The following is a 26992-nucleotide window of genomic DNA, read 5'->3' as shown; positions in this document are numbered from 1 at the left end:
GGATGGATGGATTCCTCGACTTCCTCCAGTGGCCCGCCATGGCGGTCACCCTGTTCGCCGCCTACCTGATCGGCTCCAAGCGCCCGGAGCGGCGCGTATTCGGCTTCTCGATGTTCATCCTCAGCAATGTGCTGTGGATCGTCTGGGGCTGGCACGACGAAGCCTGGGCGCTGATCACCCTGCAGGCGGCCCTGATGGCGATGAACATCCGTGGCATCTTCAAGAACGAGCAATAGCCGGGAGCATAAAACCATCACTCTGCATTGTAAAAACCTATCAATTTAATTAAAGCAATTAGCTTTTTCTTTATTGCCGAGCCGCCTAGAATCTCCTCATTGTCCTTCCCACAATCGAGGAGATTCCTGATGACCCACCCACGCTTGACCACCGCCTCCGGCATTCCCGTCGACGACAACCAGAACTCGCTGAGCGCCGGCGGCCGCGGCCCCCTGCTGCTGCAGGACTTCCACCTGATCGAGAAGCTCCAGCACTTCAACCGCGAGCGCATTCCGGAACGCGTAGTTCATGCGAAGGGTTCGGGCGCCTACGGGACCTTCACCGTCACCCATGACCTGCGTCCCTACACCAAGGCGGCGCTGTTCGCGGAAATCGGCAAGCAGACCCCGGTATTCCTGCGCTTCTCGACCGTAGGCGGCGAGAAAGGCAGCGCCGACACCGAGCGCGACCCGCGCGGCTTCGCCCTGCGTTTCTATACCGAGGAAGGCAACTGGGACCTGGTCGGCAACAACACCCCGGTGTTCTTCATCAAGGACCCGATCAACTTCCCGGACTTCATCCACACCCAGAAGCGCGACCCGCAGACCAACCTCAAGTCGGCCAACATGGTCTTCGACTTCTGGAGCAAGGCCCCGGAAAGCCTGCACCAGGTGACGATCCTGTTCTCGGACCGGGGCACCCCGGACGGCTACCGCCACATGGACGGCTTCGGCAGCCACACCTACAGCCTCATCAATGCCGGCGGCGAGCGCCACTACGTGAAGTGGCACTTCAAGACCCGCCAGGGCATCAGGAACCTCAGCGCAGTCGATGCCACCCGCATCGCCGGGCTCGATCCGGACTACGCCCAGCGCGACCTGTTCGAGGCGATCGCCCGCGGCGACTATCCGCAGTGGGACGTCAAGGTGCAGGTGGCAACCGAGACCCAGCTGGCGGACTGGAGCCAGCGCACCGGCTGGAATCCCTTCGACCTGACCAAGGTCTGGCCGCACGCCGACTTCCCGACCCTGCCCGTCGGCGTGCTGGAACTGAACCGCAATCCCGAGAACTACCACGCCGAAGTCGAGCAGGCCGCGTTCTCGCCGGCCAACGTGGTGCCGGGCATGGGCTACTCGCCCGACAAGATGCTGCAGGGCCGCCTATTCGCCTACCACGACGCCCAGCTCTACCGGGTCGGCACCAACCACCAGCACCTGCCGGTGAACGCCCCGCGCTGCCCCTTCCACAACCACCAGCGCGACGGCGCGATGGCGATCGCCAACGGCGGCGCCGCGCGCAACTACCACACGCTCGACGCCGTGGGCCGCGGCGCCGGCGGCATGGGGCACGGCGAGCCCGAACTGGCCCTCGCCGGCAATGCGGGGCGCTTCGACTTCCGCGGCCAGGAAGACGACTATACCCAGGCCGGCAAGCTGTTCCGCCTGATGACGGCCCAGGAACGCCAGAACCTGTGCGACAACCTGGCCGGGCCGCTGAGCCAGGTCGACGCGCAAATCCTGGAACGCCAGCTGGGGCATTTCGACAAGGCCGATCCTGGGTATGGGCGCGGGGTCCGGGCCGCGCTCAAGGCCCTTGGCCGCAACGTCGACTGAGGCCTCAAGGCATGCGGCGCCAGATCGAGATCGGAATGCCGCCATCGGGCCGGGCCGGGACACGGTAGCGCAGCTCGTCGCCCTGCAGCTCGAAGCTGCGGCGCTGCACCGTGCCTTCCCAGTTGGGGAAGGACGCGGCTTCGATCTGGAAAACCAGCTGGCCTTCGTGCAGTGCGATGGTGCCGAAGTGCGTGCTCGATCCGAGCACGGCGGCGCGGAATTCGTCATTCGTCGCGGCGGCCTTGTCGGCGGACGCGAAACGCGGGCGCTCGGCCTTGAAGATCTGCAGGGTGTAGCGCCCCTGCGGGTCGATCGAGAGGCGTCCCTTGGGGGCTGCGCCGTAGTCGCGCTCGATACGGCCGTCGGGACGCTGCACGTCGGCGGCCACCAGGGTCCAGGTTCCCGCCAGCGCGGGCAAGCTGGCATGGGCGGCGGGAACCACGCTGGCCAGCACCATGCCGGCAATCTGCTTGTTCATGTCCTTCTCCTTGTCGACGAAAATGCCAGCGTAGCGCTCCAGGCGCCTGAACGGAATTCCCGATTCCTGCACGGGATCGGTGCATAATTGCACAATGAAGAATCCTGACTGGGACGACCTGCGCTTCTTCCTGGCGCTGTGCGAGGCGGGCAGCCTCTCTGGCGCCGCGCGCGGGACAGGCGTGGAACACACGACGGTGGCGCGCCGGATCGAGGCGCTCGAGACCGCGCTGGATGCGCGCCTGTTCAACCGCTTCCCCAAGGCCTGGTCGCTGACGGCCGCCGGCACCGCCCTGCTGCCCTACGCGCGCAAGCTGGAAGACGACATGCACGCCTTGCTCAACGTCGCGCGCGGCAGGAGCGAGGTGCTGGGCACGGTGCGCGTCTCCGCGCCGCCGGCCCTGGCGGCCTGCCTGCTGGCCCCGCGCCTGCGTGCGCCGCTAGCGCGCCTGCCCGGGGTAGAGATCGACCTGCGCGCCGAGGCGCGCACCGCGGACCTGATGCGGCGCCAGGCCGATATCGCCCTGCGTTTCGCGCGCCCGAGCGCGCCGGGCCTGGCCGCCAAGTTGCTGACGCAGGTCGATTACGCCTTGTATGCGCATGCGGACTACGCCGCCGGCCGCCAGCCCGCGCAGTGGGAATTCCTCGGCTACGACGAACTGCAGCGCGATGCGCCGCAGCAGGAATGGCTGGACAAGCTGCGCGGCGCGCGCCGCTACAGCGTGCGGTCGAACGACTTGCTGACCTTGCTGCAGGCGGCCGTGGCCGGCTGTGGCGTGGCGGTCCTGCCGCGCTATGCGGCGGCGGGGGCGCCGGGGCTGGCGGAGCTTGCGCCGCCCTGCCCGGTGCGGCGCAAGCTGTGGCTGGTCATGCACGAGGATGTGCGGCGCTCGCCGTCGGTGCGGGCGGTGGCGGACGAGATTATCGGGATGTTCGAGCAGGAGTGAGTGGATGCTACGAGCAAAGGGACTAAGCCCGACGGCGACATTCTTTCATTCACCTAGCCCTCAGACCGTCGTACCCGCCACTGGCGGCTACGACTTCCGGCGCAGGCCGCAACCCAAGTTCGTCGGGCTGCCGGGGTGCACGCAAACAGCGCATCACTCGTGCAAACTTGGATCCCGGCCTTCGCCGGGATGACGTGCCAAAGACACGGGGGTGAGGAGGCAGAGGGGTCCGCTACGCACGCTACGGCTCGAACCCCATCTTCTTCATCGCTTTCGCCAGGGCCTTGGCCGCCTTCGCATATCCCTCCCACGGCGCATTCCCCGTATCCAGCCGCGTGTGCACATTGGTGATGTCCCACTGCGTGCTCGACTTCAGCCCTTCCAGCTCGTCCCAGGCCAGCGGCACCGAGATGCCCAGGCCCGGCCGCACCCGCGCCGACCAGGCGCATACGGTGGTCGCGCCCTGGCCGTTGCGCAGGTAGTCGATGAAGATCTTGCCGACCCGGTTCTTCGGCCCGCTCTTGAAGGCGAAGCGCTCGGGGAACACCGATGCCAGGTGCTTCACGATCGCCTGCGAGAAGCCCTTGACCGTGTCCCAGTCATAGCCGCCCTTGATGGGCACCACGATGTGCAGGCCCTTGCCGCCGCTGGTCTTGAGGAAGGACGGCAGGCCCAGCTCGTCGAGGAAGGCGTGCATCAGCTGGGCCGCCTCCTGCATCGTGTGCCACTCCACGCCCTCGCCCGGGTCGAGGTCGAACACCATCCGGTCCGGGGTGGCGTAGGCCTTGCGCGTGGCGTTCTGGGTGTGGATCTCGACCACGTTCCACTGTGCCACCGACAGGATGCCCTGGACGCTGGCGATCTCCAGGAAGGGCTGGTGCTCGGGGTCGAGCTCCTCGGGCATGTTCTTCACGCCCGGGTGCTTGCTCACGTCGGCGTGCTTCTGGAAGAACAGCTCCCCGCCCACGCCTTCGGGCGCGCGCACCAGGGACACGGGGCGCGCCTTCAGGTGCTCCATCATCAGTTCGCCCACCAGCGCGTAGTAGCGGATCAGGTCCAGCTTGGTCGATCCGGTCTGCTTGTCGATCACGCGGTCGGGATTGGTGACCTTCATGGTCGCCGGCAGCTTGCTGGTCACGCTCTCCTGCATGTCCTTCTCCCTCTCTTTCTTCGCCTCGGCTTTCGCCTCGGCCTCCGGACCGATGTGCTTGGGCAGTTCGCGGGTGATGTTCTTCGCCGGCTTGTCCTTGCGCAGGCCCTGGAAAACGGGATGGCGGATCGAGCCGGTGGCGGTCCACTCCGAGAAGCTCACTTCCGCCACCAGGGTCGGCTTGACCCAGTGGTGCTTGCGCCCCGGTACCGAGCGTGGCGGGAAGGGACTTTCGTCGGTGCGCAGCTTTTCCAGCTGGGCGCTGATCGACTTCAGCGAGGAATGGTTGAAGCCCGAGCCGACGTTGCCCACGTAGCGCAGCACGCCGTCCTTGTCATGCACGCCCAGCAGCAGCGAGCCGACGCCGGTGCGCGAACCCTTCGGATCGGTGAAGCCGCCGATCACGAATTCCTGGCGCGAGCCGCATTTGAGCTTGATCCATTCGGGCGAGCGCGCGGACACATAGCGCGAGCTGCGGCGCTTGCCGATCACGCCCTCCAGCCCGATCCGGCAGGCGGCCACCACCAGCTCGCCGGGATTGGTGCCGAATTCGGCGGAGAAGCGCACCCGTCCGTCCTGCCGGCCCGCCAGCGCGGCCTCCAGCAGCGCGCGCCGCTCGACCAGGGGCACGTCGCGCAGGTCATGGCCGTCGAAGTAAGGCGCGTCGAACAGGAAGTACAGGATCTCGGCGCCGCGCGTGCCGTCGAAGGCCAGCTGCAGCATCCCGAAATTGGACTTGCCGGTCTCGTCGTGCACGACGATCTCGCCGTCGTACCAGCCGTCCGGCAGCCGCATGCGCTCGATCTCCTCCTTGAGCGGCAGCAGGCGGTCGGTCCAGTCGTTGGCGTTGCGGGTGATCAGGCGCACGGCGCCGTCCTCGATACGCGCCAGCATGCGGTAGCCGTCGAACTTGACCTCGAACACCCAGTCCTCGGGATCGGGCGGCGGCGCATCGACCAGGGTCGCCAGCTCGGGCTGGAATTTCTCCGGCAGCGCCGCCTTGACCGCGCCCTCGGGCATGGCGACGGCGCCGCGGCGCTTGGCCGGGCCCGCTTTCTTCTCCGGCGTCGTTTTCGCCGCCGCCTTCTTCGCCACAGTGCTCTTCGCCGCGGCCTTGGTCGCTCCCGCCTTCTTCGCCGCGGCGTCGGTCGCCGCAGCCGTCTTCGCCGCCGCCTTCTTGGCGCTGGCGCGCCTGGACGGCGGCGCTTCCTCTTGTTCCTCCTGCAAGGCCTCGAGCTTGCGCTCGGCGGGGCGCTCGGGCATGGGCAGGGCCTTGACGCTGTCCGGCATCTCGTCGACGACCGAAAATTCCTCGCTCGAGCGTGCGTAGTCGTCTTTCTCCTTGATCAGGAGCCAGGGTTCCTGGCGCTCGTCCTCGTGACCCTTGAGCCGCACCAGGGTCCAGCGGCCGTGCATCTTGTGGCCGTGCATCTCGAACTTGATGCTGCCCTTGGCAAAGCCCTTGTGCGGGTCTTCCAGTGGGGTCCAGGTGCCCTTGTCCCAGATGATGACCTTACCTGCGCCATATTGCTTCTCTGGAATAACCCCTTCGAAATCGGAATAGGAAATGGGATGGTCCTCGACGTGCACGGCCATGCGCTTGTCGCGCGAATCGTAGCTGGGTCCCTTCGGCACGGCCCAGCTCTTCATGGTGCCGTCCAGCTCCAGGCGCAAGTCGTAGTGCAGGCGGCTGGCCCAGTGCTTCTGGATCACGAAAGTCAGGGCATCGGGACTGGCTTCCCCGCCCTCCGCGGGTTCCGATGTAATCGAGAAATTGCGCTTGGCTTTATAGAGTTTGAGCGCGTCAGGCATGGCGGTACCTCCGGCAGTAGATGGCCCGAGTCTAGGCGGGCCAGGCCGCTGCGACTGTTCGGCAACGAACCTTGCCCGCGCCGATCATGTCGCGACGGCCATTTGTAAGCGCTTGTAAATGCGCGAAGCGCGCGTCAACCGCGGGCAAAGCGTCCACGTTGATGACTCAGTAACACGGGAACTGCTTCCCACCTTTCATCAACGAAAACGAAGGAATGACACTATGAGCAAAATCGTCGCTACCCTGTTCGCCGGCCTGTTCGCTACTTCCGTGTTCGCCCAGACTCCCGCCGCCACCAGCACCGCCGCCACCACTCCCGAAGCCAAGGCGGAGAAGAAAGAGGCGAAGGCCGAAGCCAAGCATGACAAGAAGGTCGCGAAGGCTGATGCCAAGGCCGACAAGGCCGCGGTCAAGGCTGACAAGGCTGCCGACAAGGCCGACGCAAAGCTAGAGAAGGCCGATGCGAAGGCAGAGAAAGCCGCCGAGAAGGCGGACGCCAAGGTGGAAAAAACCACCGAGAAAGCCGAAGCGAAGGCGGACAAAGTCGCCGCCAAGGCCGAGGCCCAACACAAATAACAATCCCCGAGAGCTCAAGTCCCCCTCGCTCGGGCTCCACCATATCCTGGCGAAGGCAGGGTCCGCCCTGTCTTCGCCCCCTTTTCTGCTTCCTCTCTTCCCTCCGCGCCTGTCTGCGCACTGTGCGCCTGTTCTACAATGGGGTTTTGCCCGCCGCGAAAGGACCCCATGCACCGAATCGTCTTCCTCGACCGCGACAGCCTGATCGCCGACGTGCGCAAGCCCGCCTTCGCCCATGCCTGGGAGGACCACGCCGCCACCGCCGAACAGGACGTGGTGGAGCGCCTGCGCGGTGCGTCCGTGGCCGTCACCAACAAGGTGCCGCTGCGCGCCGCCGCCATCGCGCAGTTGCCGGAGCTGAAGATGGTCGCGATCGCCGCCACCGGCAGCGACAACGTCGACCTGGCCGCCTGCCGCGAACGCGGGATCGTGGTGTCGAATATCCGCAATTATTCGACGGTCTCGGTGCCGGAACACTGCTTCGCGCTGCTGCTGGCCCTGCGCCGCAACCTGCGCGCCTATATCGCCGACGTCGAGGCCGGCCAATGGGAGCGCTCCACGCGCTTCTGCCTGCTCGACCATCCGATCGGCGACCTGGCCGGTAGCCGGCTCGGCATCGTCGGCTACGGCGCGCTCGGCAAGCAGGTGGCGCACCTGGCGCGCGCCTTCGGCATGGAGGTGTGCGCCACTTCACGCTCGCCGATCGCCGACCCCGGCGTGCTGCAACTGGAACTCGACGAACTGCTGCGCACCGCGAGCGTGATCAGCCTGCACCTGCCGCTGACGGAACAGACGCGCCACCTGATCGGGGCGCGCGAGCTGGGACTGATGCGGCGCGACGCCCTGCTCATCAACACCGCGCGCGGCGGCCTGGTCGACGAGGCGGCGCTGGCCGAAGCCTTGCGCGAAGGACGGATCGGCGGCGCCGGGTTCGACGTATTGAGCAAGGAGCCGCCCGCGCCGGACAACCCGCTGCTGCGCCTGCGCTTGCCGAACTTCATCCTCACGCCCCATGTGGCCTGGGCCAGCGGCGGCGCCATGCAGCGGCTCGCCGACATGCTCATCGACAATATCGAAGCCTGGGAAGCGGGCCAGCCGCGCAACCTGCTCTAGCCGAGCGCCGGCATTCAGCGGTCGGTCGTGGCGTCGATGCTGTAGCCGGTGACGCGCCAGGCGCCGTCCTTGTCGCGGGCCGCGGTGACCGTTTCGCGGGCCTGCTTGTCCTTCTCGAACCGGGAGGCGTATTCCAGCGCCACCCGGCTGCCCTCGGCCTTGGGGACGGCCGACTTCAAGCTGCGCGACCTGGCCTCGCCCAGGGGCAGGCGCACGCCCCCGATCAGCGTGGTCCAGAAGAATTTCGAATGATTGGCGCGCACGTCGGCGGAACTGGTGTTCCAGGCGCCGGCATAGTCGCCCGCATCGACCAGCTTCAGCCATTTTTCGGCCGCGGCTGGGGCGGCGGCGCCGCCCCTGGCGTCTTGCGCGGCGGCGGCGCCGCAGCCCAGGAAGGACAGCGCGAGGATGGCGGACAGGATGGGTTTCACGGCGTTCTCCATTGAATGATGCTGCGAGTGTAGCCAGGCAAGTCCGCCCCCGGGCCCGCCCGGCGACAGGCCGTGCGATTCGCGGGCCGAAGTGTCGAAACCGGGGGGCGGCTGCGCCGCGTTCAGGCCTGCGCCGCATCCTCCGCCACCCGCGCATCGGGTGCGCGCAGCGGCAGGTCGAGCACGAAGGCCGTACCCTGGCCCAGCTCGCTTTCTACGCGGATCGTTCCGCCGAGCAGAGAGGTCACGATGTTGTAGACGATGTTCAGGCCCAGGCCGGTGCCGCCCTGCCCCATGCGGGTGGTGAAGAAGGGGTCGAAGATGCGCGCCAGGTGTTCCTGGGCCACCCCGCGCCCGTCGTCGCGGAAGACGATGCGCACCGTTCCCTCGCCCGCCTCCGCCGACAGGCGCATGCGGCCGCCGGGAGCGTCGAAGGCGTGCAGCATCGCGTTGTTCACGAAATTGATGATGGCCTGCCCCAGCGGCCCGGGGAAACCGTCCATCATGATGCCGGAAGGAACCTCCACGACCAGGCTGTGGCCGGCCAGGCGCACCGTGTTCATCATGGTGGCCGCGATTTCGTGGCAGGCCTGGGCCAGGTCGAAGCGGCGGCGCTGGGCGCTGGCCTGGTCCACCGAGACCTGGCGGAAGCTGCTCACCAGCTCGGCCGCGTTGTGCAGGCTGCGCACGATCAGGTCCGAGGCTTCGGTCGATGCCGCCATGTAGTCGGCCAGGTCGGAGCGTTTCAGCTGGGCCTGGTCGAAGCGGGTGGCCACCGCCAGGGTCTTTTCCTGCAGGGTGCTGGCCATCAGCAGGCTGTTGCCGATCGGGGTGTTCAGCTCGTGCGCGACGCCCGCCACCAGCGATCCGAGCGAGGCCAGCTTCTCGTGCGACGCCAGCTGGGCCTGGGTCTGCTTGAGCTGGTGGTAAGCCTGGGCATTGTCGATCGCCACCCCGACGTAGGCGGCGAGGGTCTCGAGCATGTCCAGGTGCACCTGTCCATAGGCGTGCAAGGTGGGGCTCTGCACCGTGACGGCGCCGACCACGCGTTCGCCGACCGATACCGGCACGCACAGCAGCGAACCAGGCTTTTCCCGGTTGGTCTCCATCAGCGCCTGGGTGAGGCTTTCCAGCAGCGGCTGGTCCGCGCCGCCGTCCTGGCCCAGCACGGCCGGCAGTTCGGCGGCCAGGTCGCCGACCAGGATCTCGCGCCCGCCCGCCATGCTCCAGGCCACCAGGTGGCGCCGCGGATCGTCCGCGATCTCGAAGGCCGGCACGCGCCGGCCGTCGACCACCGCGAACGGGAAGCCGATCGTCCCGCGCTCCGGCTGGCGCAGCGCCACGGCGAAGCTGCGGGTGTCCATCAGGGCCTGGACGTGCTCGTAGAGGGTGCGCATGATGGCTTCGCTGTCCAGGTTGGCCGTCAGCAGGCGGCCGATGTCGGACAGCAGCGCGATGTCGCGGTGGGCGCGCTCCACCACTTCCTTCTGGCGCTCGACCTCGCGCTTGCGCCGCTCGGCCGCTTCCTTCTGCAGCAGCAGCTCGGCGGTACGCACCCCCACCTCGCGTTCCAGCAAGCCCTTCTGCCGCACCAGCACACGCACGCGCAGCCGGTACAGCAGGTAGGACAGCGCCAGGACGATGGCCACGGCCAGGGTGCGGAACCACCAGGTCTTCCAGAACGGCGGCGTGATGGTGATGGCGAGCGTGGCCGCTTCCTGGCTCCACAGACCGTCCTTGTTGCTGGCGCGCACCCGGAACACGTAGCTGCCCGGGTCGAGATTGGTGTAGGTGGCGAAGCGCCGGCGCGCATCGGTGTCGACCCAGTTCTGGTCGAAGCCTTCCAGCTGGTAGGCGTAGCGGTTGCCCTGCGGGTCGGCGAAATGCAGCGCCGCGAACTCGAGCGCGAACACCGAATCGCGGTGGGACAGCGTGATCTCGCGCTTGCCTTCGCGCATGTCCCCGAGACTGGCGGCGCGCGAGCGGTTCAGCACCAGGAGGTCGGTGATCACCGGCACCGGCGGGAAGGGATTGTCGCGTACCGCTTCCGGCCGGAACGAGGTCATGCCGTTGATGCCGCCGAAATGCAGCTGGCCGTCCGCGCTGCGCCAGCCCGCGCCGACGAAGAAGGAGCCGTCGATCAGCCCGTCCTTGGAGGTGTAGTTCTTGATCTGGCCGCTGACCGGATCGAGGCGGGTGATGCCGGCGGTGGTGCTGACCCACAGCACCCCGCCCGCGTCCTCCAGCACGGCGCCGACCGGCAGCGCTTCCTGGCCCTGGGCGAAGGGGAAGAAACGGAAGCGCGGCCGCGCGCCGCCCGTTTCCATGCGGTGCAGGCCGCCGGCAGTGCCGATCCACAGCTCGCCGCGCGAGGATTCTTTCAGGTAGTACACGCGGCTGTGGCGCAGGCTGTGCGGGTCCTGCGGATCGTGGCGGAAGCGGGTGAAGGTGCCGGCCTGGCGGTCGAAGCGTTCGAGCCCGGTCTCGGTGCCGATCCAGACGATGCCCTGGCGGTCTTCCAGCACCGCGAAGCCGTAGTTGTCGCCCAGGCTGGTGGGGTCGTCCGGATCGTGGCGCCAGCTGCGCGACACGTCCGACCCGGGCGGCAGCGCCGACAGGCCGCCGCGCGTAATCACCCACAAGGTGCCGTCGCGCCCTTCGCGGATGGCGTTCACATAGTTGGCCGCCGGTCCCGGGCCCAGCGCCACCCGGCCGATGCGCCCTTGGTCGTTGCGCCAGACCAGCCCCATCGGGGTGCCGATCCACAGGCGGCCGCGGGCGCGCGCCAGCGAGGTCACGACTTCGCTGGGGAGGCGCGGACCGGCATACTGCCGCAGGCGGCCGCTGGCGCGGTCCAGGCGCAGCAGGCCGTTGCCGGTGGTTCCCAGCCACAGCCCGCCGGCGCCGTCGTCCATGATGGCGCGCACCCGGCTGCGGCCCAGGCCCTGGCCGTCGCCATAGCGGGTGAAACCGCCGCTGGCCAGGTCGGTGCGGTTGACGCCGCCATAGTAGGTGCCGACCCAGAGCGTGCCGGTGCGGTCGACCAGCACCGCCGGCACCTGGTTGTCCGAGAGGCTGTGCTGGTCGTTCTCGGCATGGGTCCAGGAATCGAAGCGGCCACTGGCCGGATCGCGCCACTTCAGGCCCTCGGTGTCGGTGCCGACCCACAGCTGGGCGCCGCTGTCGTGGTACAGGCTGATGATGCGCACGTCCGGCATGCCCTCGGCCAAGCCCAGGTGGCGGCGCTGGGGGCTCCCCCCGCCGGCGTCCAGGCGCCACGCCTCGAGCCCGGCCGCGGTGCCGATCCAGAGCGTGTCGCGCGGCCCCATCGACAGCGACAGTACGGTGTTGCGCTGGGCGTCGAGCGCCGGTTCGACGGCATGGTGGCTGAAGCGCCCGCTGCGCGGGTCGAGCCGGTCGAGGCCGCCTTCGGTGCCGACCCACAGCTGGCCCTGGCCGTCGACCGCCAGCGCGGTGACGCGGTTGTCGCGCAGGCTGGCCGGATCGTCCGGATCGTGCCGGTAGGCGCGGAAGCGCCGGGTGGCGGGATCGAAATGCAGCAGGCCGTCGCTGGTCGCCAGCCACAGGGCGCCGCCGGGCGCGGCGGTGATGGCGTAGACGGCGCGGTGGCCGCTGCGCCCGGCCTCGGCGTCGAGCGGGACGTAGCGCTCGAAGCGGGCGCTGGCCGGATCGAAGCGCGCCAGGCCGCCCTTGGTGCCGAACCACAGCCGGCCGCCGGCATCCTCGTAGGAGGCGGAGACGAAGTTATCCGGGAGGCTGGCGGGATCGTTGGGATCGTTGCGGTAGACCGTCATGCGGTAGCCGTCGAAGCGGTTCAGGCCGGCCTGGGTGCCGAACCACATGAAACCCTGGCGGTCCTGCAGGATGGTCAGGGCCGATTGCTGCGACAGGCCGTCTTCGATCGAGAGATGCTCGAAGCGCAGGCTGCGCTGGGCCGCTCCAGCCGGCACGGCCAGCAGCGCACACAGGGCCAGGGCCGACAGCAGGCGATGCAGGCCGCCGCGTGCGGCCCTCGTCAAATACGACATATTCTTCCGTTCCAGAAACCCGTCCGCCTAATCTACCAGAGCGCGCCCCGGCTGCGGAACAAAATGAGACTTCCGGAAACAAAGTGTCGCTGCTATAATGCGTGCCTCGGGCGGCTGTAGCTCAGCTGGATAGAGTACTTGGCTACGAACCAAGGGGTCGTGGGTTCGATTCCTGCCAGCCGCGCCAGAATATGAGGGACCAGATCGGAAGATCTGGTCCCTTTTTTCGTTGGCGCCGCCCGCCGCGAAGCTGCCGCCCCGCTCCGCAGAGGCGGCCGGCAGGGAAAATGGCGATGAGCCTTTGCAAGAAGCGTGCGCGCCGCTATAATGCGTGCATCGGGCGGCTGTAGCTCAGCTGGATAGAGTACTTGGCTACGAACCAAGGGGTCGTGGGTTCGATTCCTGCCAGCCGCGCCAGAATATGAGGGACCAGATTGAAAGATCTGGTCCCTTTTTTCGTTTCCGGGCCTGCCCTTCGGCAATACCAAGGGATACCGATTTGCCAAGAAGCGCGTACGCCGCTATAATGCGTGCATCGGGCGGCTGTAGCTCAGCTGGATAGAGTACTTGGCTACGAACCAAGGGGTCGTGGGTTCGATTCCTGCCAGCCGCGCCAGAATATGAGGGACCAGATTGAAAGATCTGGTCCCTTTTTTCGTTTCCGGGCCATTCCCAAGGTGCGGAGCGCATTCGCGGCGCCGGCGTGCCGGAACGTCCAGCGACTGGGGGTTTGCCAATCCGGCACATGCTGCTATAATGCGTGCTTCGGGCGGCTGTAGCTCAGCTGGATAGAGTACTTGGCTACGAACCAAGGGGTCGTGGGTTCGATTCCTGCCAGCCGCGCCAGTTATTCCAAAAATGGCTCAGAAGTGATTCTGGGCCATTTTTCTTTTCAGCCGCGAATATTCGTTCTCCGGCACTCTTCCGCACGGCGCGCATTGCGCCAACTCAGCAATATCGCGCATCTACCCTGCATTTCTTAGCCTTCGCTTAATAAGATGCTGTTAACTCCCAGGCGCTCGACGCCGGATTGCCTCTCCTCTTCGCGTAGGACTAGCCTGACATCATCTTCGCAACTCAGCGTTTTTTTGCTACTCATCAACCTTTAAAAGACGAGTTCTCCTATGAAGAACGGACTTTTAGCATGTCCCATTGGAAATTTGTTGATTCTCGGAATAAAGGATCTGCCTTGCGCACTGAAGCACGTGCCGGCGTGCTTTTTCATGCTCTTTTGATAGCATGGAGTTCCCCGATTCTTGAAACCCAAGCTGCAGGACGCGGCTGATTCTATGCGAGGAAAGAAATGAAAAAATCTCTGATTGCTGCAATTGTGTTGGCTTCCGCTTCGTTCGGTTCGTCGGCTGTGATGGCCCAAGAGGTCGTCGGCAATTCGCCGCAGGCACTCGACCTGATCGACAATAGCGCCTTCTTCGGTGACACCTTTGAAGCCGGCAACGAAGGCAACACCTTCGCCGACCGCTTCACCTTCACCGTGGACGGTACCGTGGGCATGAACCTCGATGCAATCATCTCGTCGATCAGCCGCACCGCCGACGTCGGCCTGGACATCACCGGCCTGGCCCTGTATGGCGAAGGCGACACCTTGATCACCAACGGCACCTCGATGATGAGCGGTGAAATGGACGTCTGGAGCATCTCCAGCGACAACCTGGCTGCTGGCGACTACTACCTGCAAGTCAGCGGCAACCTGGTCGGCGACACCGGCGCCAGCTTCGGCGGCGCAGTGATGCTGGCCCCGGTTCCGGAACCGGAAACCTACGGCATGATGCTGGGCGGCCTCGGCGTCCTGGGCTTCCTGGCACGCCGCCGCAAGGCTAAACAGGCGTAACGCAGCCTGGTTTGAGTTGGGACGGAAGCGCGTCATGCGCTTCCGTTTTTTTTCGTCCGTACGAACCGGTGCTTACCCAGGGTTGGCGGCTAGGGTCTGTCTGACTGAGTCTGCGCCGCAGTGAGTTTTTCGTAGGGTGGACGGCTTTGCCGTCCACGCGGCGATAGCTTGCATCGGGATCATCCCGCACCAGAGCGGAGCCTCTCCCTATCACCGCGCCGGCGGCGGAGCCGCCGACCCTACCGGAAGCCGTCGCGCCCTGCCCCCCTCAAGTCCGCAGCTTCTTGATGATGCTGCGGTTGCCCAGGATTTCCTCGATCTGCTCGAAGCGCACCGGCTTCACCATGTGGTGGTCGAAGCCCGCCTCGAAAGCCAGCTGGCGGTCCTTCTCCTGGCCCCAGCCGGTCACGGCGATCAGCACCGTCATGGCGCCGCAGGAGAGCTTGCGGATGCCGCGCGCCAGGTCGTAGCCCGACATGTGCGGCAAGCCGATGTCCAGGAAGGCGTAGTCCGGGCAGAAGCGCGCGGCCGCCGCCAGCGCGTCGGGACCGTTGTGCGTGATCACCACGCTGTGTCCCATCGCCGTCAGCAGCGCGCCGATGCTGTTGACGAAGTCGACGTTGTCGTCCGCCAGCAGGATACGGTAGGTCTCGGTGCTGATGAAGGCGGCCGGAGTCGGCTTGGTCAGGGGTTCGGGATCGACCACGATCGGCAGGCGCACCACGAAGCGGCTGCCGTGGCCCAGGCCTTCGCTATGCGCGCTGATGCTGCCGCCGTGCAGCTCCACCAGCTTGCGCGCCAGCGACAGGCCCACGCCCAGGCCCGCATTGCTGCGTTCCAGGGTCGAATCGACCTGCACGAACATCTCGAATACCGAGTCCAGCATGTCGGGCGCCAGGCCGATGCCGGTGTCGGCCACTTCCAGCACCAGGGTCTTGTCCTCGACCCAGCCCTTGAGCTCGACGCGCCCGCCGCGGTTGGTGTACTTGGCGGCGTTGTTCAGCAGGTTCGACAGGACCTGCGCCAGGCGCGTGGCGTCGCCGTGCAGGAAGACCGGGCGGTCCGGCAGGTCCAGCACCAGCTCGTGGCCATGCAGCTCGATATACGAGCGCACCACCTCGAGGGCGTCGTTGACCACGGCCTTCAATTCGACGCGGCCCATCTTGATGGTGAACTTGCCGGTATTGATGCGCGAGACGTCCAGCAGGTCGTCCACCAGGCGCACCATCTGGCGCAGCTGGCGTTCCATGATGTCGGTGGCGCGCTGGGTCGCCTGGGCGTCGCCGCTGCGGATGCGCAGGATGTCCAGGCCGGTGCGGATCGGCGCCAGCGGATTGCGCAGCTCGTGCGCCAGGGTGGCCAGGAATTCGTCCTTTCGGCGGTCGGCCACGATCAGGGCCTGCTCGGCGCGCTGGCGCACCTCCATCTCGTGCTCGAGCGTGCGGTTGGCCGCCTGCAGGGCTTCCGAACGGCGTCCGATCTCGGCCAGCATGTCGTTGAAGGCCTCCACCAGCACCCCGATCTCGCCCTTGTCGTTGCCCGGCACGCGCAGGCTGAAGTCGCGCCGGTGCATCACCTGGCGCGCCACGTTGGTGACCGCCTCGAGCGGACGCGTGATCGATGCCTGCAGGCGCGAGGCCACCAGGGCCGCGATCACCAGGGCACCCAGCAGCACGCCGCCGAGGATGGCGCCATAGCTCAGCATGCGGTCCAGCAGGCCGATGCGCGAACGCACGTACACGCTGCCGATGATCTCGCCGTTCTCGACGATGTTGCGGAAGATGACCAGCTGGTCCTGCTCGACGCGGTGGCCGGGCGCCTCCGGGCGCGCCGGGAAGACCGGCTCGGCGCCGGGCTGGGCGTAGGTGGCGAAGCGCGCGCCGTTCGAGGTGTACACCGCCGCGGCCACGATCTGCGGGCGCAGGCGCAGCAGGCGCAGGTTCTGGGCGGCGCCCGTGACGTCGTTGAAGGACACCGCCGGCGCGGTCACGGTGGCGACGATGTCGGCCTGGGTGGTCAGGTCGTCGATCCAGTAGCGCTGGAAGGTACGCAGGTCGAGCAGCAGCATCGCCGCGCCGGCCGACAGCAGGGCCACCACGGTGGTGGCGACGGCCATCAGGATCAGCTTGCTGCGGACGGAGCCGGTATCGTGCATGGGCATCACGGGGCTCCTTTCTGGACGCGGTTCGCCACCGTCAGCAGGCGCGAACTGAGCTTGACGTTGTTGCGCTCGGCCGCGTCGAGCGAGACGTCGAAGCGCACCCGCTCGTCGACGATGCGGAAGTTGATGACGCTGCCGCAGTGCTGCTGGTTGCCGCACTCCGTCACCGTCAGGAACATGACCGGCGCGGCGCGCATCATGCGACCGACCCGGGCCGGATCGGAGCCGGCCACGAACAGCAGGTGAACCGGGGTCTGGGCATCCTGCTCGCGGAACAGGCGTACCAGGATCGTGCGGCCGTTGATCATGCGGCCGGCCGTGATGCGCGCCAGTTCCGCCGCCATCTCGTCCGAACCGGCGACGCCGATCACCAACGGCGCAGCGCCGTCGGCAAAGGCTTGCGGCGGAAACTCGGCATAGGCCAGGAATTTATACAGGAAGGCGGCCTTGACCCGGCGCTCGAGCACGCTGGAAGGCGGCGTGTCGGCCGAGACCGTGGCGGCCGGCAACAGCAGCGCCAGCAGCGGCAGTCCGAGGGCCGCGAACGCAAGGCGGCGACCGGCCGTCCGCGGAGCACGGCGGCGCGTCCCGCGCATCACGCTTTGAAAGAAGGAAAAAATCATGAAACCCATTGTTCTGTGAGACAGGCGGCACGCCGCCCGAGCGGCGGCATGCCGGCCGGCGCCTTGCCAGCCCTGCCCTTATCCGGCCCATGATATCCCGGCGCGGGCGCATATGGCGTCCGCGCGACGTGGCGCACCTCCTGCCGCATCGGCTGGGCGCGGAACAGCGGCGCGACCTCGGCGCAGTGGGGCAGCGCGGAGTTGCGCAGCATATTGATAGACATAGTTGCCATCGTAGAACATTTTCGGATGCACACCAAGCGTGCGCTGCTGGCGAGCACCCAAATCCGCCACAAGCGCGCTCGCGGCTGTGTCGCAGCTTATTCAAAAAACTGATGACTGTCATTGAAAAGATAAATTGGATTTATTTGCCGCGTTGCAGCATCATTCTTCCTGTCTCCTCTATTCTCCTCCAAGGAAATAGATTCAGCCCGCTTCTTGGAAGCGGGCTTTTTTTTGGCCGCCCATGCTTGCGGCGCGCACGCTTGGGGCCACCGGGGCCGAAACATTTGGTGTAGGATTCGTGAATGTTTTCGTTCCTACAACACATCGCCCATGTTTGAGACCGACAAGACCGCCCGCAGCGCCGCGTCCTACGACTGGTCCGCAAGCGCCGTGGGCGACAGCGCTCACTGGCCGCTGCCCCTGCGCGTGACCGCCGACGTCCTGATGAACGCGCCGCTCCCCGGCCTGCTGGTATGGGGGCGCCAAATGGTCCTGCTGTTCAACGAAAGCTACGGCCTTCTCGCCGGCCCCGGCTACGGACGGGTACCGGGCGGCTCAGTGCCGCCGGTGATGCCCCCGCCCCTGGCGGCGGCCGGCGATGCCCTCGAGCGCGCCTGGAGCGGAGAACCGCTCGTGCTGCCCGACCTGGCGCTGTCCTTCCGCCATCCGCAGGGCACGCGCGAGGAGCGCTGCGACCTGCGCCTGACGCCCGTGCGCGGCGAAGACGGCCAGGTGGCCGGCGTGCTGCTGCTGCTGGCGCCCGCTTCGCCCGCCGCCGCCGCGCCTGACGAAAGCGGCGGCACGCTGCGCATCCTGGTGGTGGAGGACAATCTCGATTCCCAATACCTGGTGTGCGAAATGCTCAGGGCCTTCGGCCACGAGGCGGACGGCGTCGGGCACCCGGACGACGCCCTGGCCCTGCTCGGGCGCCAGCGCTACGACCTGCTGTTCTCGGATGTCAGCCTGCCCGGCATGTCGGGGGTCGACCTGGCGCGCCGCGCCGTGCACGACCAGCCCGGACTGCGCGTGATCTTCGCATCCGGCTATGGCGACACCCTGCTGCGCCACCTGGAATTCCCCTACCTGTCACTCCAGAAACCCTACGAACTGGACCAGTTGCAGGAAGCCCTGGCGACAGTGGCCGGCGCGCCGGCGGCGCGAGCGTGACAAGCGTGTGGGCCGGACTGGCTCGGCTGGAATACAATGTCCGGCGGACACATCGCGGTGCTGCACGCTTCGAGCGGAGCCGGCGCTGCGCGGCCGCCCACGCCAAGGCATTCGATGATGATTCCCACTGAGCCCATCGGTAGCATCCCCCGCCCGCCGGCCCTGATCGCGGCGCTGCGCGAGGCCGCCGGCCGTTCGCGCCGCGCCGGGGCCGCCGATGTACAAGCCGAGCCGCAGCCCGAGGCGCTCGTCGACGCGCTTCTCGACGCGCTTCTCGACGATGCCGTGCGCGCCACGATCGCCGAGTTCGAGGCGGCCGGCGCGCCCGTGATCAGCGACGGCGAACAGGCCAAGGTCGAGAACTTCTGGAGCTATCCCGTGCACGGCGCCCCCAATACGGCGCCGGACGGCTTCCGCATTCCGCTCGCGCATGGCCACGGCCAGCGCATGCCGCGCCTGGTGCGCGGCCCCTTCCGCTACCAGCGCTACGCCGACGACTACCTGCGCGCCGCGCGCCGCCACGCGACCCGGCCCGTGAAGCAGGCGGTGATCTCGCCTTCGGCGCTGTCGCTGATGTATCCGGCCGAGGGCATTCCCGGCTACCCGCGCGAGCAGTTCCTCGAGGACCTGGTGCGCGAACACGAGACCGAGGTGAGGCGCTGCCTGGAAGCGGGCGCGCACAAGGTGCAGATCGACTTCGCCGAGGCGCGCCTGGCAATGCAGCTCGATCCCGGCGGCGCGCTGCTGGCCAGCTTCATCGACCTGAACAACCTGGCCCTGGGCCGTTTCTCGTCCGCCCAGCGCGCGCTGATCGGCGTGCACGTCTCGGCCACGGGCTGGACCGGCGCGCCGCAGGACGATGCCGTCGCCAGCTACGCCGACCTGCTGCCCGCGCTGTTCGAGCTGCGCGCCGGCAACTTCTACCTGGCCCTGGCCGGCAGTCCCGAGCCCGAGCGCGTCCTGCGCACGATCCGCGCGCACGCCAGGCCGGACCAGCGCATCTTCGTCGGCGTCACCGACCCGCGCGATCCGCAGGTCGAAAGCGCGGAACTGGTGCGCGACCGCGTGCTGCGCGCCGCGGAGTACATCCCGCTCGACCGGCTCGGCACCACCGACGACGCCGGCTTCGCGCCCTTCTTCGACGACGCCGGCATCAGCCGCGCCACCGCCTTCGCCAAGATCCGCGCCCGCGTCGAAGGCACGCGCCTGGCCGCCGCCATCCTCGGAGCCGCGGCATGAGCGACGAGCGCGACGAACTCGAGGCGATGCGCGCCGTCGCCCTGGCCAACGCCAGCAGCGTGCTGGCGGCGCGCCAGCGCGCCGAGGAAGAGCTGATCGCAGCCAAGGAAGCCCTGCGCCAGGCCCACGAGCGCATGGAAAACATGCTCGAGAGCCTGACCGACGGCTTCTGCGCGGTCGACCGCGACTGGCGCATCACCTACATCAACGGCCGCGCGCTGCAGATGGTGGCCCCGCTGAACAAGAGCCGCGGCGGCCTGCTCGGCCGCAGCCTGTGGGACGAGTTCGAGGACCTGCACGGCACCTCGGTCGCCGCCGACTGCCGGCGCGCCATGGAGCAGCGCCAGACCGTCACCCGCGAGTTCTATTACCGGCGCCTGCAATGCTGGCTCGACATGCGCATCTATCCCTCGCCGGAGGGGCTGACGCTGTACTTCCAGGACATCACCCAGCGCAAGCTGGACCAGCAGGCCCTGGTCGAGAACAACAAGCGCCTGCAGGTGGCCCTGGCCGCCGGACGCCTGGGCGACTGGCGCTGGGACGCGGCCCAGGACCGCATCAGCTTCGGCGCCCGCGCCGCCGAGATCCTGGGCCTGCCGGCCGAGGTGGCCCTCGACTGGCCTGCCCTGCGCACCCGGCTCGCGCGCGACGACCGCGCGCGCCTGCGCCACGCGGTGCTGGAAGCCTTCGCCGCGCGCACTGACCTGGACATCGAATGCCGGGTGCTGGGCGCCGAAGGCGGGGCGCGCTGGATCGCCCTGGTCGGCCGCCCCGACTATGGCGACGGTCCCGGCGCCAGCGCCGGCAACGGCAGCGGCATTGGCGGCGGCATGCGCGGCATGAACGGCGTGGTGCAGGACATCAGCACCCGCAAGGAAGCCGAGGACGGCCTGCGCCAGAGCGAGGAGATGCTGCGCGCGCTGGCCAATACCATCCCCCAGCTGGCCTGGATGGCGGACGCCGACGGCGCCATCGTCTGGTTCAACGAGCGCTGGTACGAGTACACCGGCAGCACGCCCGAGGAAGCGACGGGCTGGGGCTGGCAACACATGCTCGACCCGGCGGTGCTGGAAGCGATGCTCGAGCACTGGCACGAGTCGGTGCGCACCGGCGCACCTTTCGAGATGGAATTCCCGATCCGCGGTGCGGACGGCAACTACCGCTGGTTCCTGAGCCGCGTGGAAGCGGTGCGCGACCGCGAGGGCCGCGTGGTGCGCTGGTTCGGCACCAACACCGACGTCGACCAGGTCAAGCGCGCCGAGCAGGCGCTGCGCGAGGAGTCGCACGTGCTCGAGCTGCTCAACAGCACCGGCAGCATCCTGGCCTCCACGCGCGACCTGCGCTCGCTGCTGCGCGCCGCCACCGACGCCGCCAACGGCGTCTGCGGCGCCCGCTTCGGCGCCTTCTACTACCACGGCGACGGCAAGGACACCGACACGCCCGGGAGCGGCGACGGCATCCTGTTCTCGCTCTCGACCATGGCGGGATCGACCAGCGCCGAGTTCCAGACCCTGGGCGAGCCGCGCGCGACCGCCCTGTTCGGCCCCGGCCTGCGCCAGCAGGGACTGGTGCGGGTGGACGACATCGCCAGCGATCCACGCCACGCCGGCAGCGCGCCACAGTTCGGCCTGCCTGCCGGACACCCGGCGGTGCGCAGCTACATGGCGGTGCCGGTGGTGGCGCGCTCGGGCGAGCTGCTGGGCACCATGTTCTTCGGCCATCCGGAACCCGGGGTGTTCGGCGAGCGCAGCGAACGCATCGTCAGCGGCATCGCCGCCCAGGCCGCGATCGCCCTCGACAACACCCGTTTGTACGACGCCACCCGCCGCGCCGCCGAGGAGCGCAAGGTGCTGCTCGAGAACGAGCGCGAGGCGCGCGAGGAAGCCGAGCGCACCAGCCAGATGAAGGACGAGTTCCTGGCCACCCTGTCGCACGAGCTGCGCACGCCGCTGTCGGCGATCCTGGGCTGGTCGCAGGTGCTGCGGCGCGGCAGCCGCGACCAGGCCGACCTGCAGCGCGGCCTGAGCACCATCGAGCGCAACGCGCGCGCCCAGGCCCAGCTGATCGAAGACCTGCTGGACATGAGCCGCATCACCTCGGGCAAGGTGCTGCTCGACATGCAGACCCTGGCGCCGGCCTCCTTCATCGACGCCGCCATCGAGACCGTGCGCCCCGCCCTCGACGCCAAGCACATCCGCCTCGAGCGGCGCATCGACCCCGGTGCCGGCATGGTCGCGGGCGACCCGGGCCGCCTGCAGCAGGTGGTGTGGAACCTGCTGTCGAACGCGATCAAGTTCACCCCGCGCGAGGGCGTGGTGACGGTGGAGACCGTCCGCCGCGACGACCATGTGGCGATCATGGTGCGCGACAACGGCGCCGGCATCCGTCCCGAGTTCATCACCCACGTGTTCGAGCGCTTCCGCCAGGCCGACGCCTCGATGACGCGGCGCCACGGCGGGCTGGGGCTGGGCCTGGCCATCGTCAAGCACCTGGTCGAGCAGCACGGCGGCACGGTGCGCGCCGAGAGCGCGGGCGAAGGCATGGGCGCCAGCTTTACCATCGAGCTGCCGCTGGCCAAGGCGCCGCGCTCGGCCGCCCGCGACGCCCGGCCTTCCGGCGCGGCCGGCATGGCGGCGCCCGCGCCGCTCCTCCCGCTGGAAACCGAGGCGCCGGAACCGATGATGCGCGACCTGACCGGCATGTCGGTGCTGGTGGTCGACGACGACCGCGATGCGCGCGAACTGATCGCGCGTATCCTGGGCGACTGCCACGCCGGCGTACGCATCGCCGCCAGCGCGCGCGAAGCCTTCGCCATGCTGCGCGCGCAGCCGCCCGACCTCCTGATCAGCGACCTGGGCATGCCCGAGGTCGACGGCCTGGAACTGCTGGGCTGGGTGCGCCAGCTGCCGCGCGACGCCGGCGGGCTGACCCCGGCCATTGCACTGACCGCGTTTGCCCGGTCGGAAGACCGTTTGAAGGCGCTGGAAGCCGGTTTTTCGGCCCATATTTCAAAGCCCGTGGAGCCCGGCGAGCTGATTGCTGCCATTGGAATCGTTGTCGGTCCGTCAACGCCGATGGTGGCTGCGGCGGCCCGCGGACACAGTCGCTGACCTTCCTACCTGAGGACGCGGCGCTGTCCTACAAGAAATTTTGTGGGGTTTGCTAGACTAGCTAGAGATGGGTAAAGCCCGATTCCAGCAAGAAAGGGATTCGCTCTCCAGTACCGCAAGAAGAGAAAAAGCATGCCGAGCAGACAAGACATTTTGAACGCCAAGATCCTCGTGGTGGACGACTCGCCCGACAATATCGAACTGATGGAAGAGATATTGCGCGAGGAAGGCTACACCTGCGTCAGTTCGACCATGCTGCCGGAACAGGTATGCCCGCTGCATCGCGAGCACAACTACGACCTGATCCTGCTCGACCTGCAGATGCCGGGGCTGAACGGATTCCAGGTAATGAAGGGGCTGAAGGAAATCGAGCAAGGCGGCTACCTGCCGGTGCTTGCCCTCACGGCCCAGCCCAGCTTCAAGATCGCCGCCCTGGAAGCGGGTGCGCGCGACTTCATCAGCAAGCCCTTCGACCTGCTCGAAGTGCACAAGCGCATCCACAACATGCTCGAAGTGCGCCTGCTCTACAAGGAGCTGGCCCAGTACAGCCGCGCCCAGCAGGAACTGGCGCTGCACGACGCCCTCACCGGCCTGCCCAACCGCCGCCTGCTCGAGGACCGCATCGAGACGGCCCTGCAGCACGCCAACCGCGGCCACGCCAAGGCCGCCATCATGTACCTCGACCTGGACGGCTTCAAGGCGATCAACGACACCTACGGCCACGCCTACGGCGACGAGATCCTCAAGATGGTGTCGCAGCGCCTGCTGTCCAATTCGCGCAAGGAAGACACCGTGGCGCGCCTGGGCGGCGACGAATTCATGGTGGTGCTGGGCGACATCCACAGCCTGGCCGACGCCCAGGGACCGGCGGCGAAGCTGGTCGAGGCGCTGTCCGAGCCCTTCTTCATCAACGACCTGACCCTGCGCCTGTCGACCTCGATCGGCATCAGCATCTATCCGGACGACGCCGAATCGGTGGACGCCCTGATCAGCATTGCCGACTACGCGCTGTACGAAGCCAAGCGCGCGGGCAAGAACCGCTTCTGCTCGCCGGCCGCGAACCGCCAGGCCGCCGCCGTCAAGCCGCCCGTGCCGGCTGCCGCGCCGGTGGCGGAAACTGCGCACCGCTGAACCTCGAACACCCTTGGCCTACCGTAGGGTGGACGGCTTGGCCGTCCACGCGGTGATAGGTCGAGGCTCCGCTTTCGCGCCGGATGATCTCCCTGCTTACTATCACCGCGTGGACGGGGAACCCGTCCACCGTGCATCCACGCCCCGTAAACGCAACAAGGGCCACCGAAGCAACGCCCCGTGGCCCTCTCCCTGAATGAATAGGAAAACCGCCGGCTCAGCGATTCCCCTCCCCTTCGCCGCGCTGCAGGTAGCCGGTGCGGATCGCGTTGTTGCCCAAAGCTTCCTGGTTGTGGGCCTCGATCGCGCTGGCGTTCTGGTGGTCGGTGCTGGCCTCGACTTTTTCCGGCGCCACCTCGATGCGGGTGATGCCGGCGTCGACCGAGATCGGATCACTGGCCGGGAAGGTCATCTCGACGGCGTCGTCGAGCAGGGTTTCCTCGGCCGCCTCCTTCTTGGTCAGGCCTTCGCAGCCGGCCAGCGCCTTGATCGCGATGGCGTAGTTCACGAGCTTGGAGCCGGCCAGGTCGCCGATGGTCTTGATGCCCAGCGCTTCGAGCGCCGAGGCTTCCTTGTCGCTGATGCCGTGCAGGGCCGTCAGCGGCGCATCCACCAGTTCGCGGAACGATTGACCGTGGAATGCTTGATTGACGATGGTATCGATATTCATGTGTTGTCCTCTCTTATAGGCGCCCCTGTATCCATCGATGCGGTGGAAAGGCCACGGCTTGACTATCGCATACCGCTCCCCCTGCGTATGTGCGGCAGCGTACACGCTCACCCGCGCACGATTGATTTTTTTGCTTTTTTGCACTTTATTGCGCGTGATATCATGGCTCGATTCACCATGAGTTTTGCTTTAGCGAAATAAAGCTCTCTGCTATTCTTAGTGCATACCAAGACACAATTCGAGACACCGTTTCAGGAACCATCGTGGCCACCACCGATAAACCCAAGATTCTGGTCGTGAACGACGACGCCGCCAGCCTGCTTGCGCTGACGAGCTTGCTCGACCAATGGGCTGAAGAAAGCAATTACACGGTGCTCTCCGCGCGTTCCGGCCAGGAAGCCCTGCGCCAGGTGCTGCTGCACGACTTCGCCGTCATCCTTCTGGATGTGAACATGCCGGGGATGGACGGCTTCGAGACCGCCGAGGCGATCCACCAGCGTCCGCGCTCCGCCGACATCCCGATCATCTTCGTCACCGCCTTCCTGGCCGACGAGATCGACCGCCTCAAGGCCTACCAGCGCGGCGCCGCCGACTTCCTGTTCACGCCGGTGATCCCGCAGATCCTGCACGCCAAGGTGTCGGTCTTCGTGACCCTGGCGATGAAGAACGAGCAGCTCAAGCGCCAGGCCGAGAAGCTGTCCCAGCGCACCACCGAGCTGACCGCCACCAACCGCCGCCTCGTGCGCGAGATGGAGGAACGCCGCGATGCCGAGCGCAAGAGCCACGCCAAGGACGAATTCCTGGCCATGCTCGGCCATGAGCTGCGCAATCCGCTGTCGGCGATCAGCAGCGCCTCGGCGCTGATCGGCCTGCCCGGCGCGAGCGGCGAGACGGTCGGCCGCGCCAGGCAGATCATCCAGCGCCAGAGCCAGCACCTGTCGCGCATCGTCGACGACCTGCTCGACCTGTCGCGCGCCATGTCGGGCAAGATCCTGCTGGCGCGCCAGCCGACCGACCTGGCCCACCTGGTGGGCGGCTGCCTCGAGACCTTCCGGGCCACCGGCCGCACCGCCGGCTACCGCATCAGCGTCGACCTCAGCCCGGGCTGGGTCGACGGCGACCCGACCCGCCTCGAGCAGATCATTTCCAACCTGCTCGACAACGCACTGAAGTACACCCCGAGCGGCGGCAGCATCGACATCGGCCTGGCGCGCGCCGCCAGCGACGTGGTCCTGACCGTGCGCGACTCCGGCGTCGGCATTCCCTCCGAACTGCTGCCCCATGTGTTCGATGTGTTCGTGCAGGGCGCGATCTCGATCGACCGTTCGCAGGGCGGCCTCGGCATCGGCCTGTCGCTGGTGCGGCGCCTGGTCGAACTGCACGGCGGCAGCGTCAGCGCGGACAGCGCCGGGGCCGGCAACGGCAGCACCTTCGTGATCCGCCTGCCGCATACCGAACCGGTGCTGCAGGGCATGCCCCAGGAAGATCAGCGCGGCGGCGGCGAGGGCAAGCCCTCGGTGCTGCTAATCGAAGACAATGAAGACGGGCGCGAAATGATGGCCACCATGCTGGCGGCCCATGGCTATCCGGTCTACCAGGCCGGCGACGGCCTGGCCGGCGTGGCCGCGGCCGGCGCCCACTTGCCGGACGCGGCCCTGGTCGACATCGGCCTGCCCGGCATCGACGGCTACGAAGTGGCGCGCCGCCTGCGGGCCGACCCGGCCACGCGCGGCGTCAAGCTGATCGCCCTGACCGGCTACGGCCTGGCCGAAGACCAGCGCCGGGTGTTCGAAGCCGGCTTCGACCTGCACCTGGTCAAGCCGGTCAACATCGAGCGCCTGCTCGACGCCCTCAGCCTGCCGCGCGAGCAGTCGGCGGCAGCTTGACGGCACTGCCCGGCGCCGCGGCGCCGGGCTTCAGGTGCAGGCTCAGGCCGAGGCCATGATCTCGTCGGCGCGGCTTGCCATTTCCTGGCCCAGCGCCGCCAGGTCGAGGTCCATCTTGCGGACCTTCGGGAACATCTCCTTCTCTTCCTCCTCGACGTGGTGCTCGATCATTTCGCCCAGCACCTTGACCTTGGCGTCGTACAGCTCCTCGTCCGGGTCCATTTCCTGGATCTGGGCGATCAGGTCCTTGGCGGACGCATGCTCGACGATGGCTTCCTCGACCATCTCTTCGGCTTCCTTGGAACAGCCGCGGATGGCCGGATAAAAGATCTCTTCCTCGATCATGGTGTGCATTACGAGGTTTTGGCAGATCTTATCTGCGATCTTTTTCTTGCTCGCCTTGGCGCGGTCGCCCAGGTCCTCGAATTCCTTGAACATGGCCGTGACTTCCTTGTGCTGCGAAGTCAGGAGTGCGATCGCGTCTTGCTGTTGTTTGCTCGTCATTGAAGCCCCCGTGGTGTTGTTTATTGGCACTATCAGATTGGT

General features: G+C 67.3%; 19 protein-coding genes and 4 tRNA genes. 15 read left to right on the top strand and 8 right to left on the bottom strand.

Annotation, left to right across the window (positions count from 1 at the left end; genetic code table 11):
• The first annotated feature begins 2 nt into the window (after positions 1 to 2).
• Together KBW98_RS06125 and KBW98_RS06120 are read left to right on the top strand one after the other, a co-directional pair.
• Positions 3 to 236, top strand: coding sequence for a hypothetical protein (locus tag KBW98_RS06125; RefSeq protein WP_211519237.1), 234 nt, complete (start codon positions 3 to 5; stop codon positions 234 to 236).
• Positions 237 to 365: 129 nt separating this feature from the next.
• Positions 366 to 1829: a catalase gene (locus KBW98_RS06120; RefSeq protein ID WP_211519236.1), complete on the top strand. Its 1464-nt coding sequence runs from the start codon at positions 366 to 368 to the stop codon at positions 1827 to 1829.
• A 4-nt stretch (positions 1830 to 1833) separates the two neighbouring features.
• Here KBW98_RS06120 and KBW98_RS06115 read toward each other — a convergent pair whose 3' ends face one another.
• Positions 1834 to 2307 carry a lipocalin-like domain-containing protein gene (locus tag KBW98_RS06115; protein ID WP_211519235.1) on the bottom strand — a complete coding sequence of 158 codons (474 nt, stop codon included), beginning with the start codon at positions 2305 to 2307 and terminating at the stop codon, positions 1834 to 1836.
• Positions 2308 to 2401: 94 nt separating this feature from the next.
• Between KBW98_RS06115 and KBW98_RS06110 the strand changes: the two genes are divergently transcribed.
• Positions 2402 to 3253 (top strand): LysR family transcriptional regulator, encoded by an 852-nt coding sequence (locus KBW98_RS06110; protein WP_211519234.1) that lies wholly within the window; start codon positions 2402 to 2404, stop codon positions 3251 to 3253.
• Between the two features lie 241 nt (positions 3254 to 3494).
• Here the strand turns inward: KBW98_RS06110 and ligD are convergent, their stop codons facing one another.
• Positions 3495 to 6215 carry a DNA ligase D gene (ligD, locus tag KBW98_RS06105; protein ID WP_211519233.1) on the bottom strand — a complete coding sequence of 907 codons (2721 nt, stop codon included), beginning with the start codon at positions 6213 to 6215 and terminating at the stop codon, positions 3495 to 3497.
• 223 nt (positions 6216 to 6438) lie between these two features.
• Between ligD and KBW98_RS06100 the strand changes: the two genes are divergently transcribed.
• Positions 6439 to 6792, top strand: coding sequence for a hypothetical protein (locus tag KBW98_RS06100; RefSeq protein ID WP_211519232.1), 354 nt, complete (start codon positions 6439 to 6441; stop codon positions 6790 to 6792).
• Between the two features lie 168 nt (positions 6793 to 6960).
• The gene (locus tag KBW98_RS06095; RefSeq protein WP_211519231.1) at positions 6961 to 7905 is read left to right on the top strand and encodes a D-2-hydroxyacid dehydrogenase; all 945 of its coding nucleotides are present in this window, start codon (positions 6961 to 6963) and stop codon (positions 7903 to 7905) included.
• Between the two features lie 14 nt (positions 7906 to 7919).
• Here the strand turns inward: KBW98_RS06095 and KBW98_RS06090 are convergent, their stop codons facing one another.
• Together KBW98_RS06090 and KBW98_RS06085 are read right to left on the bottom strand one after the other, a co-directional pair.
• On the bottom strand, positions 7920 to 8336 hold the full coding sequence (locus KBW98_RS06090; protein WP_211519230.1) for a DUF4019 domain-containing protein: 417 nt from the start codon (positions 8334 to 8336) through the stop codon (positions 7920 to 7922).
• A gap of 122 nt (positions 8337 to 8458) precedes the next feature.
• Positions 8459 to 12385 carry a two-component regulator propeller domain-containing protein gene (locus tag KBW98_RS06085; protein WP_211519229.1) on the bottom strand — a complete coding sequence of 1309 codons (3927 nt, stop codon included), beginning with the start codon at positions 12383 to 12385 and terminating at the stop codon, positions 8459 to 8461.
• Between the two features lie 110 nt (positions 12386 to 12495).
• Here KBW98_RS06085 and KBW98_RS06080 point away from each other — a divergent pair.
• The 5 genes from KBW98_RS06080 (at position 12496) to KBW98_RS06060 (ending at position 14234) form a co-directional block, all read left to right on the top strand.
• Positions 12496 to 12572, top strand: a tRNA-Arg gene (locus KBW98_RS06080).
• A 153-nt stretch (positions 12573 to 12725) separates the two neighbouring features.
• A tRNA-Arg gene (locus KBW98_RS06075) sits at positions 12726 to 12802 on the top strand.
• 122 nt (positions 12803 to 12924) lie between these two features.
• A tRNA-Arg gene (locus tag KBW98_RS06070) sits at positions 12925 to 13001 on the top strand.
• 153 nt (positions 13002 to 13154) lie between these two features.
• Positions 13155 to 13231: transfer RNA gene (locus tag KBW98_RS06065), tRNA-Arg, on the top strand.
• A 457-nt stretch (positions 13232 to 13688) separates the two neighbouring features.
• Positions 13689 to 14234, top strand: coding sequence for an FxDxF family PEP-CTERM protein (locus KBW98_RS06060; protein ID WP_211519228.1), 546 nt, complete (start codon positions 13689 to 13691; stop codon positions 14232 to 14234).
• Positions 14235 to 14502: 268 nt separating this feature from the next.
• On the opposite strand, the gene KBW98_RS06055 is transcribed toward KBW98_RS06060, so the two are convergent.
• Together KBW98_RS06055 and KBW98_RS06050 are read right to left on the bottom strand one after the other, a co-directional pair.
• A complete protein-coding gene (locus KBW98_RS06055; protein ID WP_211519227.1) occupies positions 14503 to 16395 on the bottom strand; it encodes an ATP-binding protein in 1893 nt (630 codons plus the stop codon).
• On the bottom strand, positions 16395 to 17018 hold the full coding sequence (locus KBW98_RS06050; RefSeq protein ID WP_211519226.1) for a YfiR family protein: 624 nt from the start codon (positions 17016 to 17018) through the stop codon (positions 16395 to 16397). The genes KBW98_RS06055 and KBW98_RS06050 overlap by 1 nt, the downstream gene beginning before the upstream one ends.
• Positions 17019 to 17573: 555 nt before the next feature.
• Here KBW98_RS06050 and KBW98_RS06045 point away from each other — a divergent pair.
• From KBW98_RS06045 to KBW98_RS06030, 4 genes are all read left to right on the top strand, one after another.
• On the top strand, positions 17574 to 18410 hold the full coding sequence (locus tag KBW98_RS06045) for a response regulator (RefSeq protein ID WP_229429013.1): 837 nt from the start codon (positions 17574 to 17576) through the stop codon (positions 18408 to 18410).
• 114 nt (positions 18411 to 18524) lie between these two features.
• Positions 18525 to 19649 (top strand): 5-methyltetrahydropteroyltriglutamate--homocysteine methyltransferase, encoded by a 1125-nt coding sequence (locus KBW98_RS06040; RefSeq protein ID WP_211519225.1) that lies wholly within the window; start codon positions 18525 to 18527, stop codon positions 19647 to 19649.
• Positions 19646 to 22759, top strand: coding sequence for an ATP-binding protein (locus KBW98_RS06035; protein ID WP_229429012.1), 3114 nt, complete (start codon positions 19646 to 19648; stop codon positions 22757 to 22759). Before KBW98_RS06040 ends, KBW98_RS06035 begins: the two co-directional genes overlap by 4 nt.
• Before the next feature lie 132 nt (positions 22760 to 22891).
• Positions 22892 to 23890, top strand: coding sequence for a diguanylate cyclase domain-containing protein (locus KBW98_RS06030; protein WP_211519224.1), 999 nt, complete (start codon positions 22892 to 22894; stop codon positions 23888 to 23890).
• A gap of 217 nt (positions 23891 to 24107) precedes the next feature.
• On the opposite strand, the gene KBW98_RS06025 is transcribed toward KBW98_RS06030, so the two are convergent.
• Entirely contained in the window at positions 24108 to 24560 is a 453-nt protein-coding gene (locus KBW98_RS06025; RefSeq protein ID WP_229429011.1) for a hypothetical protein, read from the bottom strand.
• A gap of 263 nt (positions 24561 to 24823) precedes the next feature.
• Between KBW98_RS06025 and KBW98_RS06020 the strand changes: the two genes are divergently transcribed.
• Positions 24824 to 26446 carry a response regulator gene (locus KBW98_RS06020; protein ID WP_211519223.1) on the top strand — a complete coding sequence of 541 codons (1623 nt, stop codon included), beginning with the start codon at positions 24824 to 24826 and terminating at the stop codon, positions 26444 to 26446.
• A 42-nt stretch (positions 26447 to 26488) separates the two neighbouring features.
• Here KBW98_RS06020 and KBW98_RS06015 read toward each other — a convergent pair whose 3' ends face one another.
• The gene (locus tag KBW98_RS06015; RefSeq protein ID WP_211519222.1) at positions 26489 to 26950 is read right to left on the bottom strand and encodes a hemerythrin domain-containing protein; all 462 of its coding nucleotides are present in this window, start codon (positions 26948 to 26950) and stop codon (positions 26489 to 26491) included.
• Positions 26951 to 26992 lie beyond the last annotated feature (42 nt).

This window comes from Massilia sp. ST3, assembly GCF_018119405.1.
In the GTDB taxonomy this organism is placed as follows: Bacteria; Pseudomonadota; Gammaproteobacteria; order Burkholderiales; family Burkholderiaceae_D; genus Telluria.
Note: the sequence above shows the minus strand (reverse complement) of the source record. Positions and strands in the feature narration are given on the sequence as shown.

Excerpts from the sequence above, each read along its gene's own strand:
- KBW98_RS06120 (WP_211519236.1), top strand. The coding sequence starts at position 366 with ATGACCCACCCACGCTTGACCACCGCCTCCGGCATTCCCGTCGACGAC.
- KBW98_RS06055 (WP_211519227.1), bottom strand. The coding sequence starts at position 16,395 with ATGCCCATGCACGATACCGGCTCCGTCCGCAGCAAGCTGATCCTGATG.
- ligD (WP_211519233.1), bottom strand. The coding sequence starts at position 6,215 with ATGCCTGACGCGCTCAAACTCTATAAAGCCAAGCGCAATTTCTCGATT.
- KBW98_RS06085 (WP_211519229.1), bottom strand. The coding sequence starts at position 12,385 with ATGTCGTATTTGACGAGGGCCGCACGCGGCGGCCTGCATCGCCTGCTG.
- KBW98_RS06040 (WP_211519225.1), top strand. The coding sequence starts at position 18,525 with ATGATGATTCCCACTGAGCCCATCGGTAGCATCCCCCGCCCGCCGGCC.
- KBW98_RS06095 (WP_211519231.1), top strand. The coding sequence starts at position 6,961 with ATGCACCGAATCGTCTTCCTCGACCGCGACAGCCTGATCGCCGACGTG.
- KBW98_RS06115 (WP_211519235.1), bottom strand. The coding sequence starts at position 2,307 with ATGAACAAGCAGATTGCCGGCATGGTGCTGGCCAGCGTGGTTCCCGCC.
- KBW98_RS06125 (WP_211519237.1), top strand. The coding sequence starts at position 3 with ATGGATGGATTCCTCGACTTCCTCCAGTGGCCCGCCATGGCGGTCACC.
- KBW98_RS06035 (WP_229429012.1), top strand. The coding sequence starts at position 19,646 with ATGAGCGACGAGCGCGACGAACTCGAGGCGATGCGCGCCGTCGCCCTG.
- KBW98_RS06030 (WP_211519224.1), top strand. The coding sequence starts at position 22,892 with ATGCCGAGCAGACAAGACATTTTGAACGCCAAGATCCTCGTGGTGGAC.
- KBW98_RS06050 (WP_211519226.1), bottom strand. The coding sequence starts at position 17,018 with ATGATTTTTTCCTTCTTTCAAAGCGTGATGCGCGGGACGCGCCGCCGT.
- KBW98_RS06045 (WP_229429013.1), top strand. The coding sequence starts at position 17,574 with ATGTTTGAGACCGACAAGACCGCCCGCAGCGCCGCGTCCTACGACTGG.
- KBW98_RS06100 (WP_211519232.1), top strand. The coding sequence starts at position 6,439 with ATGAGCAAAATCGTCGCTACCCTGTTCGCCGGCCTGTTCGCTACTTCC.
- KBW98_RS06015 (WP_211519222.1), bottom strand. The coding sequence starts at position 26,950 with ATGACGAGCAAACAACAGCAAGACGCGATCGCACTCCTGACTTCGCAG.
- KBW98_RS06060 (WP_211519228.1), top strand. The coding sequence starts at position 13,689 with ATGAAAAAATCTCTGATTGCTGCAATTGTGTTGGCTTCCGCTTCGTTC.
- KBW98_RS06025 (WP_229429011.1), bottom strand. The coding sequence starts at position 24,560 with ATGAATATCGATACCATCGTCAATCAAGCATTCCACGGTCAATCGTTC.
- KBW98_RS06110 (WP_211519234.1), top strand. The coding sequence starts at position 2,402 with ATGAAGAATCCTGACTGGGACGACCTGCGCTTCTTCCTGGCGCTGTGC.